The 13,099-nt window shown below is 72.5% G+C and carries 9 protein-coding genes; 1 reads left to right on the top strand and 8 read right to left on the bottom strand.

The features are described 5' to 3' along the window. Positions 1-305: 305 nt before the first annotated feature. Positions 306-1,628 carry a lanthionine synthetase LanC family protein gene (locus tag PKF00_RS12035; protein WP_271217537.1) on the bottom strand — a complete coding sequence of 441 codons (1,323 nt, stop codon included), beginning with the start codon at positions 1,626-1,628 and terminating at the stop codon, positions 306-308. A gap of 351 nt (positions 1,629-1,979) precedes the next feature. Here PKF00_RS12035 and PKF00_RS12030 point away from each other — a divergent pair, with 351 nt between their 5' ends. Beyond that, a complete protein-coding gene (locus tag PKF00_RS12030) occupies positions 1,980-4,250 on the top strand; it encodes a helix-turn-helix transcriptional regulator (protein ID WP_271217536.1) in 2,271 nt (756 codons plus the stop codon). A gap of 108 nt (positions 4,251-4,358) precedes the next feature. Here the strand turns inward: PKF00_RS12030 and PKF00_RS12025 are convergent, their stop codons facing one another. From PKF00_RS12025 to dnaK, 7 genes are read right to left on the bottom strand one after another with little or no spacing between them, the layout of a single operon-like run. Next, positions 4,359-6,026 carry an FAD-dependent oxidoreductase gene (locus tag PKF00_RS12025; protein ID WP_271217535.1) on the bottom strand — a complete coding sequence of 556 codons (1,668 nt, stop codon included), beginning with the start codon at positions 6,024-6,026 and terminating at the stop codon, positions 4,359-4,361. Position 6,027: 1 nt separating this feature from the next. Continuing rightward, complete coding sequence (gene trxA, locus PKF00_RS12020) at positions 6,028-6,483, bottom strand: thioredoxin (protein WP_271217534.1); 456 nt, start codon at positions 6,481-6,483, stop codon at positions 6,028-6,030. A 60-nt stretch (positions 6,484-6,543) separates the two neighbouring features. Beyond that, the gene (gene clpB, locus PKF00_RS12015) at positions 6,544-9,150 is read right to left on the bottom strand and encodes an ATP-dependent chaperone ClpB (RefSeq protein WP_271217533.1); all 2,607 of its coding nucleotides are present in this window, start codon (positions 9,148-9,150) and stop codon (positions 6,544-6,546) included. Beyond that, a complete protein-coding gene (locus PKF00_RS12010) occupies positions 9,132-9,452 on the bottom strand; it encodes a chaperone modulator CbpM (RefSeq protein WP_271217532.1) in 321 nt (106 codons plus the stop codon). The genes clpB and PKF00_RS12010 overlap by 19 nt, the downstream gene beginning before the upstream one ends. Then, positions 9,452-10,420, bottom strand: a complete 969-nt coding sequence (locus tag PKF00_RS12005; RefSeq protein ID WP_271217531.1) for a DnaJ C-terminal domain-containing protein — start codon at positions 10,418-10,420, stop codon at positions 9,452-9,454. The genes PKF00_RS12010 and PKF00_RS12005 overlap by 1 nt, the downstream gene beginning before the upstream one ends. Further along, positions 10,420-11,010 (bottom strand): nucleotide exchange factor GrpE, encoded by a 591-nt coding sequence (locus PKF00_RS12000; RefSeq protein ID WP_271217530.1) that lies wholly within the window; start codon positions 11,008-11,010, stop codon positions 10,420-10,422. Before PKF00_RS12000 ends, PKF00_RS12005 begins: the two co-directional genes overlap by 1 nt. Then, the gene (gene dnaK, locus PKF00_RS11995) at positions 11,003-12,940 is read right to left on the bottom strand and encodes a molecular chaperone DnaK (protein ID WP_271217529.1); all 1,938 of its coding nucleotides are present in this window, start codon (positions 12,938-12,940) and stop codon (positions 11,003-11,005) included. Before dnaK ends, PKF00_RS12000 begins: the two co-directional genes overlap by 8 nt. Positions 12,941-13,099: the final 159 nt, after the last annotated feature.

Below are 13,099 nucleotides of genomic sequence, written 5' to 3'. Positions count from 1 at the left end.
TCACCAATCATGGTCACGAACTTTGGTCGCCCTTTGACGATCATGGGATAAGACCGCCTTCAGGACCTCCCGTGCGAGGATCGCCAGCGGTCGCTGCCTGACCTTCGCCGGGGCGGCACGATCCGGCGTGCCTTTGGCATGTGTCGAAGGGTAAGTGACCCGCGCCGAGCTCTGTACCGGCATCGGCGCAGGCAGTGGCACCGGGAGGGGCGTGAAGCGGTCGCGCGCCCGGGGAGGCGGAGGGTGTTCGCAGCGGGTTTCACGTGATGGTCACCTCTGCTCTTCCCCGGGAGGCGCCCCGGTGCTCAGGACTGGCGAAGCGTCGCCGTGGGGAGCGGGATGGCGGGGAACGGGTTGTCCGGCGGCAGGACGAGCCTGCGCGCCTCCTCGGGCCGCATGGTGGCGTCCAGGTGGAGCAGCGCGGTCGCGATCCCCGCGGCGCCGATCATGTAACCGGTGTCCGCGGTGACCTCCCAGGGCCGCAGCCTGCGGTAGGCCTGATACCACCGCGAGCCTCGCTCGTCGTGCCGGGTCGCCCTGCCGATGAGGTTCTCCCCCAGTTCGTGGGCGAACTCCAGATGGGCGGGGCGGCCTGTCGCCGCCCAGAGCCCGACGAACAGCTCGACCAGGCCCGCCGTGCCGCAGCACTGGCAGGCGACGTTCCAGTAGCCCTCGGTCTGACGCCCCGGAACCCCGCTGCGGACTATCCCCCTGGCCAGCCGCTCGACCCAGTCGAGGTCCCCCGCGTCGCCCGCCACCCGGTACAGCTCGTAGAACATCCGCGCGACCCCCGCAGAGCCCGAGCAGAATCCGAGATAGTGCAGGTCACGGCCCTGCGGGATGTGGTGCGGGACCAGCGCGCACCGGTCGGTCACGGCGCTGATCGCGCGGACGAAGTCGGCTCCCCTCCTCGCGGCGTTCAGGAAGCGGGTCTCCCCGGTCACGCCGTAGAGCCGGGCGAGCAGGAAGGCGGTGCCCGCGGTGCCGGACAGGAAGCCCGGCGTGACGGCGTCGAGGGGCAGGTCCGCGCAGGCTCCGCCGCCGAAGCGGTGGCCGGGCACGGCGAGGACGGCGATGCGCGCGCCCGCCTCGACCGCGATCTCCTGGTAGGCGGGGACGCCCAGGATGCCCGCGGCGTGCAGCAGGGCGAGGATGATGCCGCCGTCACCGCGCTGGGCGGGGTCGCCGGTCCAGCCGAGACCGCCGTCGATCGAGCGGGCGCTGCGCACGACGTGGTCGGCGACCGCGCCCGCCTCGATCTCGAAGGACTCCTCGCCGGTGGCCCATCCGGCCTCGGCGAGCGCGAACATCACTCCGGACAGGCCGTGATGGAGGGAGAGGTCTGCCTGGTCCCGCCAGGTGGCGGCGAGATAACGGGCCCCCGCCCTCGCGTCGTCGAGGTAGCCGTCGTCTCCGGTCGCGGCGGCGAGCTCGAGGAAGAACAGGACGATCCCCGCCGCCCCCGAGTACAGCGACAGCGGCTGGCCCGGCAGGGCGGCCTTGCCCCGCGGATCCGGGTTCGCCCGCCAGTGCCTGCCCCGCTCGTCGTCGACGGCCGCGGAGCGGATCCATCGCGCGGCCCTGGTCGCCGCGAGCAACGGGCTCTCGGTTCCGGGTTCCGGGCTCATGGAGGCTCCTTCGTACGGCGAGACCACCAGTTTACCCCCATTTCCTACAGGATCAATAGGTAATACTGAGATTCACGAGGTCGGCGACGTCTCCCCGGATACAAACGGCAGGCTACTACGCCCGCCGCCGCCCCGGAGGCCGTATTCGCGGACCGGGCGATTCCGTGTGCGCGCCCCCATGCCGGGCGGCGATCCCCCTGGACGAACGCCCCGCCTTTCCGCCCCGCCGGACCACCGAGGGACTCGATCCCGCGAATCCGACTTGACGCGATGTTTTGCCCCGCAAGGACATCCCCAAAAAGGACATGGGGTAGAAAAATCTCCATATGATCTCGGATTCGAGGCAAGACGATGCGCGGCCGCGCCGATGAGTGGACGACGGTTCTGCGACAGCTGCGGGCCGCGGGCACGACAGGAAACGTGACCCTCGTCGAGGGCGACCCCGGGGCGGGCAAGAGCCTCATGCTCGCCGAGGCCGCGACCGTCGCGTCCGCCAGGGGAACGGCGGTCGCGGCGGGCCGGGCCGACGTGCTCGGGCGGCTGATGCCGCTGGGGCCGCTGCTGTCGGCGCTCGAGGAGTCTCCGTCCGCCATGGCCGTCACCAGAAGCGCCGTGCCCGACGGGCCGGGCCTGCTGATATGGCTGGCCGGGCAGGTGCGGAGCGCGCTGGAGCGGCGCGCCGACAGGGGACCGCTGCTGGTGACCCTGGACGATCTCCAGTGGGCCGATCCCGCCACGCTCATGGCGCTGCGGACACTGCCGTCCCAGCTGGCGGACCGTCCCCTGGCGTGGCTGCTGGCCCGCCGCACCGCCGACGGCACCGACGACGCCCGGCTGTTCGACCTGCTGCACCGCGAGGGGGCCACGAGGATCGACCTGCGCCCCCTCAGCGAGGCGGCCGTGGCCGAAGTGGCCGCGGACACGCTGGGAGCCGTCCCCGACGAGGAGCTGACGATGCTGGCGGCGCAGGCCGGAGGCAACCCGTTCCTGCTCCTCGAACTGCTCACCGGGCTGCGCGAGGAAAACGCCGTCAGCGTCGAGGCGGGCGTCGCCCGGCTCACCGGCTCCGCGCTGCCCCGCCGCGTGCACACCGCGGTACGGCGCCGCCTGGACGAGGTGAGCACCAGGACCAGGTACCTGCTCGAGGCCACCGCCGTGCTCGGCCGCTCCTTCTCCCCCGCGTACGCCGCGGAGATGCTGGGCGAGACCCCCGCCGCCCTGCTGCCCGCCCTCGAGGAGGCGCTGGCGGCGGGCGTGCTCGTCGCCACTCCGGACGAGCTGTCGTTCCGGCACGAGCTGCTGTGGCGCTCCGTCGTCGAGACGGTCCCCGCCCCAGTACGGCGGGCGTTGCGCGACCAGGTCGAGCAGGCCGCGCCGCCCAGGCTCGCACGCGGGCGTCAGGTGGCGCAGAGCGCGACGGCCGAGACGCTCGTGCTGCTCGCCCTGCTCGCCTGGGACGAGGGCAGGCTCACCCGCGGGCTCGAGCTCGCCCGTGAGGCCGCGGAACGGCCGGGCAACGGGCACTATCCGCAGCCGCGGGCCGTACTGGCGACCATGCTCGCCGACCTCTGGCTCCTCGACGAGGCGGAGGCGGTGACGGCGAGCGCCACGGCGGAGGCGGTCGGCCACCCGGCGTGGGCCGCGGAGATCCCCGTCCTGCGCGCCCGCCTCGAACTGGCCGCGGGCCGGTTCGGCAGCGCGATCGAGCAGGCGGAGAGCGGCCTGACCGCCGCCGAGACCCTGGGGGTCCCCGCCCTGGCGTCCTCCGCGCTGTCGGTGCTGGGCACCGCCTCGCTGCGGGCCGGAGACCTCCCCCGGGCGATCAGATGCCTGGAGAGCGAGCTGGCCCGGGGGGCTCGCGACGCGCCGCCGTACGCGCGGCTGCGTTCGGAGCTGGCGGCGGGCCGGATCAGCGAGGCCCGCGACGGGGCCGCGGGCGGGATGAGCTCGCTGGGCCGGGTCTACGACGCGCTCCCCCGGCACACCGGGGCGCTCACCAGCGAGCCGACCGCCGCGGCGTGGCTGGTGCGGGTGGCCATGGCGGTGGACGACGAGCGCAGGGCCGACGCCGTGGTCGACGCCGCGGAGGGCATCGCCTGGCGCAACCCCGGCCTGCCCAACCCCGCGGTGTCCGCCGCGCACGCCCGGGGGCTGCGCGAGCGCGACAGGCAGGCGCTGGGCCGCGCCGTGGCCGAGCACACCGACCCCTGGGCCAGGGCCTCGGCCGCCGAGGACCTGGGTGTGCTGCTCAGCGCCGACGACGACTGCCGCGAACTGGCCGTCGAGACCCTCTACGACGCGCTGTCCCGCTACGAGGCGATGAAGGCGGCCCGTGACGCGGCGCGGGTGCGCGGCAGGCTGCGGGGACTCGGCAAGCGCCGCCGCCACTGGGTCAGGACCGACCACCCGGTGTCCGGCTGGGACAGCCTGACCGGAACCGAGCACACCGTCTGCGACCTGGTCGCCGGGGGGCTGACCAACCGTCAGGCCGCCGAGCAGATGTTCATCAGCGAGCACACCGTCGCCTTCCACCTGCGCCAGGTCTTCCGCAAGCTGGGCATCCACTCGCGTGTCGAGCTGGCCAGGCTCTCCGTGGAGCGGGAGGGGCAGCCGGGCCGCTGACGGCCGCGAGGCCCCGGACGCGAGGAGCGGCGCGCGGCGACCGTGACGGCGGGCAGGCCCGGCCCCGCGAAGCGGCCGTCCGGGCCTGCCGGAGACCACGGCCGCGGACTAGCGGTACGGGCGGGCGGCCCCGGCCGCCCCCACGAGATCGGGGGACTGGGGGCTCCGGGGCGTCTCACGGGCGAAGTGCTCGTACACCAGCCGGACGGCCATCGCCCCCTCGCCCACCGCGGAGGCGACCCGTTTGACCGACTGGCTCCTGACGTCGCCCACCGCGAAGACGCCCGGCAGGCTGGTCTCCAGCGGCAGGCCGCCGTCGAACCCGGTCACGACGAACCCCCTGTCGTCGACGGTGAGCGCGGAGGCGAGCCAGGCCGTGCACGGTTGCGCCCCGATGAGGACGAACATGGCCCGGGTGTCCACGCGCTGCCGCAGCCCGGTGCGCGTGTCCACGGCCACGACGGCCTCCAGCCCGCCGTTTCCCACCAGCTCGCGGACCTCCGTGCGGAGCGCCACCTCGACCCTGGGGGCGCGCGCGATCCGGTCGACGAGGTAGCGCGACATGTTCTCCTCGAGGTCGTCGCCGCGGACCAGCAGGCGCACCGACGAGGCGTGCCCGGAAAGGAAGATCGCCGCCTGCCCCGCCGAGTTCCCCCCGCCCACGACCACGACCTGCTCGCCGGCGCAGAGGCCGGCTTCCGTCAGGGTCGCGGCGTAGTGGACGCCGTCGCCCTCGAAGTCCTCGAGACGGGGCACGTCGAGCCTGCGGTAGCGCGCTCCGGTGGCGATGACGACCGTGCGGCCCTGGACCGGCGGCTCGTCGCCAAGCCCGACGGAGTAGCACCCGTCCTGCCGTTCGAGCGAGGTCGCCTCCGCGGGCACGCCGATGCGGGCCCCGAACCTCCTGGCCTGGATGACGGCCCGCTCGGCGAGCTGCCCGCCGGAGATCCCCGCGGGAAAGCCGAGGTGGTTCTCGACGCGGGAGGAGGCACCCGCCTGACCGCCGGTCGCGACCGCGTCGAGCACCAGCGTGCGCAGCCCCTCGGACGCCCCGTACACCGCGGCGGCGAGACCCGCGGGCCCCGCTCCCACGACGACGAGGTCGAACAGGTCTCCGCGCGCGGACGGCGCCGACAGCCCGACGGCGCGGGCCAGCTCGACGTCGGTGGGATGGCGCAGGACCCGGGTGCCGCCCAGGATCACGATCGGCGTCTCCTGCGGCGTGATGCCGAGGGTGCGGACCAGCGCCTCGGCCTCCTCGTCCTCCTCCAGGTCGACCCACCGGTGCGGCAGCCGGTTGCGGGCGGCGAACTCGCGCAGCCGCCGGGTCTCCGGCGAATAGCGGGAACCGATGATCCTCAGGCCTGCCCCGCCGCCGATCAGCGGCGAACGGCGGATCACCAGGGCCCGCAGGATCAGGTCGCCGAGGTCGGGATCACGGGCGACGACGTGCCGCAGGGCGTCGACGGGGATCGCGAGGACCTCGCCCGCCTCGCAGACGACCGAGGTCACGGAGGCCTTCTGGCCGGTGAGCATCCCGATCTCGCCGAGGAGGCGTCCGGGGCCGTGAACCCGCGCCACCCGCTCGCCCTCGATGACGGCGACCTTGCCCGCCAGGACGACGAAGAAGTCGGGAACCTCCTTTCCCTCCCTGATCAACACGTCGCCGGGCCTGGCCGGGCGCCGGGTTCCGTGGAGGGCGAGCCTGGCGGTCTGCGCCTCCTCCAGCCGGGGAAACGCCCCTTGGTGGTCGGGCGTCTCCGCGAACGCGTCCATGTCAGCCACTCTCCCGTCCCGCCGTCGCCCCCGAGTTGCGCGCCTGGTCGACCCAGGCGCGCAACTCGGGGGCGGGGGCGGCGCCCGCCCGCTCGGCCACGACGTCCCCGCCGCGCACCACCATCAGGTAGGGGATGTTCCTGATCGCGAAACGCTCGGAGAGCCCGGGCGCCCTGTCCACGTCGACCTTGACGAGCTTCACCTGTCCCGCGAGGTCCTCGGCGATCCGGTCGAGCGCCGGGCCGACCATCCGGCACGGCCCGCACCACGACGCCCAGAAGTCCACGATCGCGGGAACGGCCGAGGCCTCGACCACGTCGGCGAAGTCGCCGTCACCGGCCTCGACGATCCACGGCAGCGGGCCGCCGCACTCCCCGCAGCGCGGCACGCCCGCCGCGGCGGCGGGCACCCGGTTCCTCTTCCCGCAGTCACCGCACCGCACGATGTTCGTCGACATGGCCGTTGTCTCCTTCCCCCTGTCTCACGGGTCGGCGTCTCACAGGTCGGCGTCGAGAAGCTACTCGTAGGTGACGACGAGCTCTCCTTCCACCAGGTCGACCCGGACCACGGCGCCCTCGCGCGCGTCACCGGTGAGCAGCGCGCGTCCGATGCGGGTCTCGACCTCCCTGGCGATGAACCGGCGCAGCGGGCGCGCGCCGTACACCGGGTCGTACCCGCGCTCGGCGATGTGCCTGCGCGCCTGCGGCGAGACCTCCAGCCCTATCCCCCGCTCCTCGAGACGGACCCGCAGTTCGCCGAACATCAGCTCGACGATGCGTTCGATCTCCTCCTCGGTGAGCGGCTTGAAGATCACGATGTCGTCGACGCGGTTGAGGAACTCGGGCCGGAAGTGCGAGCGCAGCTCGGCCAGGACCCGCTCCTGGGTGTCCTGCTTGATCTCCCCGCTCGAGGTGACGCCCTCCAGCAGGTAGACCGAGCCGATGTTGGAGGTCATGATCAGAATGGTGTTGCGGAAGTCGACGGTCCTGCCCTGCGCGTCGGTCAGCCGCCCGTCGTCGAGGACCTGCAGCAGCGTGTTGAACACGTCGGGGTGCGCCTTCTCGATCTCGTCGAAGAGCACGACCGAGTACGGCTTGCGCCGCACGGCCTCGGTGAGCTGGCCGCCCTCGTCGTATCCCACGTAGCCGGGAGGGGCCCCGACCAGACGGCTGACGCTGTGGCGCTCCTGGTACTCGCTCATGTCGATGCGAACCATGTTGTCCTCGGTGTCGAACAACGCCGCCGCCAGGGCCTTGGCCAGCTCGGTCTTGCCGACGCCCGTCGGCCCGAGGAAGATGAACGACCCGATCGGACGACGCGGGTCCTTGATTCCCGAGCGGGCCCGGATGATCGCGTCGGACACCGACTGCACGGCCTCGTCCTGGCCGATCACCCGCTCGTGCAGGACCTCGTCCAGGTGCAGGAGCTTCTCGCGCTCCCCCTCCTGCAGACGGCTCACCGGGATGCCCGTCCACCTGGAGACGATCATCGCGATCTCGTCCTCGGTCACGACCTCGCGCAGCAGCCGCCCGATTCCCTGCTTGCTGCGCAGGCGCTCCTCCTCGGAGCGCAGCCGCCGTTCCAGCTCGGGCAGCCTGCCGTGCCGCAGCTCGGCGGCCCGGTTGAGGTCGTAGTCGCGCTCGGCCCGCTCGGCTTCCGCACGCACGCGCTCCATCTCCTCGCGCAGCGTCTGGACTCCGCGAAGGGCCTGCCGTTCCGCCTCCCACTGGGCGCGCATGGCGTCGGCCTCGGCACGCAGGTCGACGAGCTCCTTGCGCAGTTCCTCAAGGCGGGCCCGGCTCGCCTGGTCCTCCTCCTTGGCCAGCGCGGCCTCCTCGATCTCCAGGCGCATCACCCTGCGGGTGAGCTCGTCGAGCTCGGCGGGCATCGAGTCGATCTCGGTCCTGAGCATCGCGCAGGCCTCGTCGACCAGGTCGATCGCCTTGTCCGGCAGGAAGCGGTCGGAGATGTAGCGGTGGCTCAGCACCACGGCGGCGACCAGCGCCGCGTCCTGGATCGTCACACCGTGGAAGACCTCCAGCCGCTCGCGCAGGCCGCGCAGGATCGAGACGGCGTCCTCGACGGAAGGCTCGTCGATCATGACGGGCTGGAAACGACGTTCCAGGGCGGCGTCCTTCTCGATGTGCTTGCGGTACTCCTCCAGGGTCGTCGCCCCGATCATGTGCAGCTCGCCGCGGGCCAGCATGGGCTTGAGCATGTTTCCCGCGTCCATGGCGCCCTCGGCCGCGCCCGCCCCGACGACCGTGTGCAGCTCGTCGACGAACAGCAGGATCCGCCCCTCCGCGGCCACGACCTCGGTGAGCACCGCCTTGAGGCGTTCCTCGAACTCGCCCCGGTACTTCGCCCCCGCGACGAGCGCGCCCATGTCGAGACTGAAGATCACCTTGTCCTTGAGCCCCTCGGGGACGTCGCCGTTGCTGATCCGCTGGGCGAGACCCTCCACGATGGCGGTCTTGCCGACTCCGGGGTCGCCGACCAGCACCGGGTTGTTCTTGGTCTTGCGGGACAGGATCTGGATGACGCGACGGATGTCGGCGTCGCGTCCGATGACCGGGTCGAGCTTGCCGGAGGCGGCGGCCGCCACCAGGTCCCGCCCGTACTTGGCCAGCGCCTCGTAGGCGACCTCGGGCATCGCCGAGGTGACCCGCTGGTTGCCCCGGATGGCGGTGAGCGCCTGCAGGAAACCGTCCTTGGTCAGCCCCTGCTGGTGCAGCAGCCGTCCCGCGGCGGTCCCGCTGCCCTCCTCCAGAAGGGCGACGAGCAGGTGCTCGACCGAGACATACTCGTCCTTGAGCCGGTCGGCCTCCCTCTTGGCGGTCTCCAGCAGCCGCGACAGGCGCCGGGTCACCCGTACCTGGCCCGGGTCGACGCCGGGGCCGCTGACCCTGGGCATCCGGTTCAGCACGGCCTCCAGGTCGGTCCTGAGCCGGTCGGTGTCGACGGAGGCGCGCAGGAGCAGCCGCGGTATGAGCCCCTCCGGCTGGTCGAGCAGTGCCAGCAACAGGTGCTCCCCGTCGACCTCGGTGTGGCCGAAGCGAAGAGCCTTGGTCTGCGCGTCGTGCAGCGCCTCCTGCGACTTCTGGGTCAGCTGGTTGACGTCCACTTCGGTCCTCCTGTGATCGGGGAAAGGTCGCGCACGGCCGTCTCCAGCTCGGCGATGCGGTCGAGCAGGTCGACCACGAGGCCGAGTGCGGCGTAGTTGAGGGCGAACCCCGCGCGCAGGCGCTGGATCCTGGCCATGGCGAGCAGTTGGGAGGCGGAGAACCACATGCGTCCCGCCGCGTCGCGCTGCGCGTCGAGCACGCCGAGGACGACCAGGCGCCGCACCAGCTCGGGATGCGTCCCGGTCGCCCTGGCGAACGACTCGATGTCCAGGCGTTCCGGCCTGGCCAGGGAGTAGGTCATCACTGCCTCCTTGGATCGAACGTCGAGACCGCCGCGAGCTGCTCGAACAGTCGCCGCTCCTCGTCGCCGAGCCGGGGCGGGACCATGATCCTTATTTCGGCGAACAGGTCGCCCGGCTGGCCCCTCGGGTTCGGCATCCCCCGGCCTCGCAGCCGCAGCCTCCGCCCGCTCGAGGTGCCGGGCGGCACCTTGACCTTGGCCTCGCCACCCGGCGTCTCGACGGCGACGGTCGCGCCGAGCGCCCCCTCCCAGGGTGTGACGGGGAGCCGGAGGTGGATGTCGCGTCCTTCGACCCGGTAGCGGGGATGGCGCGCGATCCTGACGATCAGGTAGAGGTCTCCCGCGGGAGCCCCGTCGCCGCCCCTGCCGCCCTGTCCGGCCAGCCGGATCCGCTGGCCGTCCGTCACCCCGGCGGGGATGTCGACCTCGATCCTGCGGCCGCCCACGGTGATCGCCTTGCGTCCTCCCCGGTAGGCGTCCTCGACGCCCAGCTCGATCTCGGCCTCCTGGTCGGCGCCGGGGATCGGTCCCCAGCCCGGGCCCGCCCTGCCTCCCGCGCCGGTCCGGCCCGCTCTGCCGGAGAAGAGCCCTTCCAGGAGGTCGTCGATGTCGACGCCCTCGAAGCCCGACGGTCCCGCCTGGCCGGTCCACCCGCCCTGGCCCCTGCCCGCCCCGGCCCGTCCGGCCCCCGCGCGCCCGGCCCCGGCACGCGCCCAGGTCTCGGGGTCCACGTCCTCCGGCACCTGACGGAAGTCGGGCCCGAAGGCGTCGTAGCGGCGGCGGGTCTTGGGGTCGGACAGGACGCTGTAGGCCTCGGAGATGTCCTTGAAGCGGTCCTCGGCCGCCGGGTCCTTGTTGACGTCGGGGTGGTTGGCCCGCGCGAGCTTGCGGTAGGCGCGCTGGATGTCCTCCTGGCTCGCGTTCCTGGGCAGGCCGAGGATCTCGTAGAAGTTCCGTTTCGGTGGCATCATTCCGCCTTGGAGACGACGACCAGGGCGGGCCGCAGCTGCTGTTCGCCCTCCCCGTACGCGGGCTGTACCACGTGCAGGACCGTTCCGTCCGGCGTGCCCTCCTGGGCGAGCACGCCGACCGCCTCGTGCCTGGCGGGGTCGAACCTCGTGCCGGTGTCGTCGCGGCGCGGGAAGCCGAGACGGGCCAGCACGTCCAGCGCCTGGTCGCGGATCGCCCGCAACCCCTCGACGACGGAGGCCGGGTCGGTGTCCGCGTGGTCGAGGGCGCGTTCCAGGTTGTCCAGGACGGGCAGCCACTCGGCGGCGGCCCTCGCCCGTTCCTCCGCCCGCACCCGCGCGGCGTCGCGGCTGACTCGTTTGCGTAGGTTGTCGAGATCAGCCAGGGCGCGCCGCCACCGGTCCTCCAGCTCGGCGGCCCGCTCCTGGAGTTCGGCGATCCGCTCCTGGGAACCGGCGGCGCCTTCCGGCGTGCCCGTCCGCGGGTCGACCGTGCTCCCGGCGTCCGTCTCCCGCACCGAGGCCTCCCCCGCGGCCTCCCCTGCGGCCTGCCGCGCCTCGGCGTCGTGCCGCCTGGACGACTCACTCATCGGTCGTGAACTCCGCGTCGATGACGTCGTCGTCCTGCCCGCCGGCGCCACCCGCGCCACCCGCGCCGCCGGGACCGCCAGGGCCGCCGGGACCGCCGGGACCGCCGGCGGCGCCTCCTGCCCCTCCTGCGCCGCCCGAAGACGCGCCGATGCTCTGGTAGACCTGCTCCAACTCGGCGGTCAGGGACCGCAGCCGGTCGATCGGCGCGTCCTGCTGTTTGATCGCCTCCCGGGCGTCGGACACGAGCATCTCGGCCCGGGCCTTCTCGTGGACGGGCACCGCCTCCCCCAGCTCGGCCAGGCGCCGTTCCACCCGGTAGGCGATGCTGTCGAGCTCGTTCCTCGCGTCCACCACCTGCCGCAGCCGCAGGTCCTCCTCCCGGTGCCGCTCGGCGTCGGCGACCATCCGCTCGACCTCGCCCTGGTCGAGGTTCGAGCTCTCGCTGATGGTGATGCGCTGCTCGGCCCCGGTGTCCTTGTCCTTGGCCGAGACGTTCAGGATGCCGTTGGCGTCGACGTCGAAGGTGACGTCGATCTGCGGCACGCCACGCGGCGCGGGCCTGATGTTCTCCAGCCGGAACCGGCCGAGCGCCCGGTTGTCCGCGGCGCGCTCGCGCTCCCCCTGGAGCACCACGACGTCGACGGCGCTCTGGTTGTCCTCCGCGGTGCTGAACACCTCGCCGCGACGGGCCGGAATCGTCGTGTTGCGGTCGATGACCTTCGTCATGATCCCGCCGAGCGTCTCGATGCCCAGCGACAGCGGCGTCACGTCGAGCAGCACGACGTCCTTCAGCTCACCCTTGATGACGGCCGCCTGCACCGCCGCGCCCAGCGCCACGACCTCGTCGGGGTTGACCGTCATGTTCGGGTCCTTGCCGCCGGTCATCCGGCGCACCAGGTTCTGCACGGCGGGCATCCTGGTCGAGCCGCCGACCAGGATCACCTCGTCGATGTCGTCGGCGGTGAGCCGCGCGTCGGACATCGCCTGCTCGACCGGTCCTCTGCACCGTTCCAGCAGGTCGGCGGTGATCTCCTCGAACGTCGCCCGCCGCAGCGTGGTGTTCAGGTGCTTGGGCCCCGAGGCGTCGGCCGTGATGAAGGGCAGGTTGACCTGCGTCTGGCTGACCGAGGACAGCTCGACCTTGGCCTTCTCCGCCGCCTCGAAGAGGCGTTGCAGGGCCTGCGGGTCGGCGCGCAGGTCGACGCCGTTGTCGCGCTGGAACTCGTCGGCGAGGTAGTCGACGATGCGGCGGTCGAAGTCGTCGCCGCCGAGATGGGTGTCGCCCGCGGTCGAGCGCACCTCGACGACGCCGTCGCCGATGCTCAGGATGCTCACGTCGAACGTCCCGCCGCCCAGGTCGAAGACGAGCACGGTCTCGTTCTCCTTGCGGTCCAGACCGTAGGCGAGGGCCGCGGCGGTCGGCTCGTTGATGATCCGCAGCACCTCGAGACCCGCGATCTTCCCCGCGTCCTTGGTCGCCTGCCGCTGGGAGTCGTTGAAGTAGGCGGGCACGGTGATGACCGCCTCGGTGACCTTCTCCCCGAGGAACTTGGAGGCGTCGTCGACCAGCTTGCGCAGCACCAGGGCGGCGACCTCCTCCGGCGCGTACTGCTTGCCGCGCACCTGGAAGCGGACCGCTCCGTCGGGCCCCGGCACCACGTCGAACGACACGGCGTTCATCTCGCTGGTGACCTCGTCGTAACGGCGTCCGATGAAGCGCTTGGCCGAGTAGATCGTGCCCTTGGGGTTGAGGATCGCCTGGCGCCGGGCCAGCTGTCCCACCAGGCGCTCGCCGTCGTCGGTGAAGGCCACGACCGAGGGCGTCGTCCGCGATCCTTCGGCGTTGGGGATCACGGTGGGCTTGTCGCCCTCCATCGTGGCGATCACCGAGTTGGTGGTGCCCAGGTCGATCCCGACTGCTTTAGCCATGCTGGCCTCCCGTTGTGGCCTGTTGCGGGGCTGTACCGCCGACACTGGCTCTCTCGCGGTCTCGTCACATCCTCAGACCTGACGGTTGTGCGCCTCGGCGGGCCGGGAGGACGAAAGCACCACGGCGGAGCACGTCACATGCCCGTGACGAAGCCTGTG

Source organism: Streptosporangium carneum (assembly GCF_027922005.1).
Lineage (GTDB): Bacteria > Actinomycetota > Actinomycetes > Streptosporangiales > Streptosporangiaceae > Streptosporangium > Streptosporangium carneum.
The sequence above is the reverse complement of the archived record's forward strand: the minus strand, read 5'-3'. Positions and strand labels throughout refer to the sequence as shown.

Bases quoted from the DNA above. Each gene is read 5' to 3' on its own strand.
- PKF00_RS12025 (WP_271217535.1), bottom strand. From the start codon at position 6,026: ATGGACGCGTTCGCGGAGACGCCCGACCACCAAGGGGCGTTTCCCCGG.
- PKF00_RS12030 (WP_271217536.1), top strand. From the start codon at position 1,980: ATGCGCGGCCGCGCCGATGAGTGGACGACGGTTCTGCGACAGCTGCGG.
- PKF00_RS12005 (WP_271217531.1), bottom strand. From the start codon at position 10,420: ATGCCACCGAAACGGAACTTCTACGAGATCCTCGGCCTGCCCAGGAAC.
- trxA (WP_271217534.1), bottom strand. From the start codon at position 6,483: ATGTCGACGAACATCGTGCGGTGCGGTGACTGCGGGAAGAGGAACCGG.
- PKF00_RS12000 (WP_271217530.1), bottom strand. From the start codon at position 11,010: ATGAGTGAGTCGTCCAGGCGGCACGACGCCGAGGCGCGGCAGGCCGCA.
- PKF00_RS12010 (WP_271217532.1), bottom strand. From the start codon at position 9,452: ATGACCTACTCCCTGGCCAGGCCGGAACGCCTGGACATCGAGTCGTTC.
- PKF00_RS12035 (WP_271217537.1), bottom strand. From the start codon at position 1,628: ATGAGCCCGGAACCCGGAACCGAGAGCCCGTTGCTCGCGGCGACCAGG.
- dnaK (WP_271217529.1), bottom strand. From the start codon at position 12,940: ATGGCTAAAGCAGTCGGGATCGACCTGGGCACCACCAACTCGGTGATC.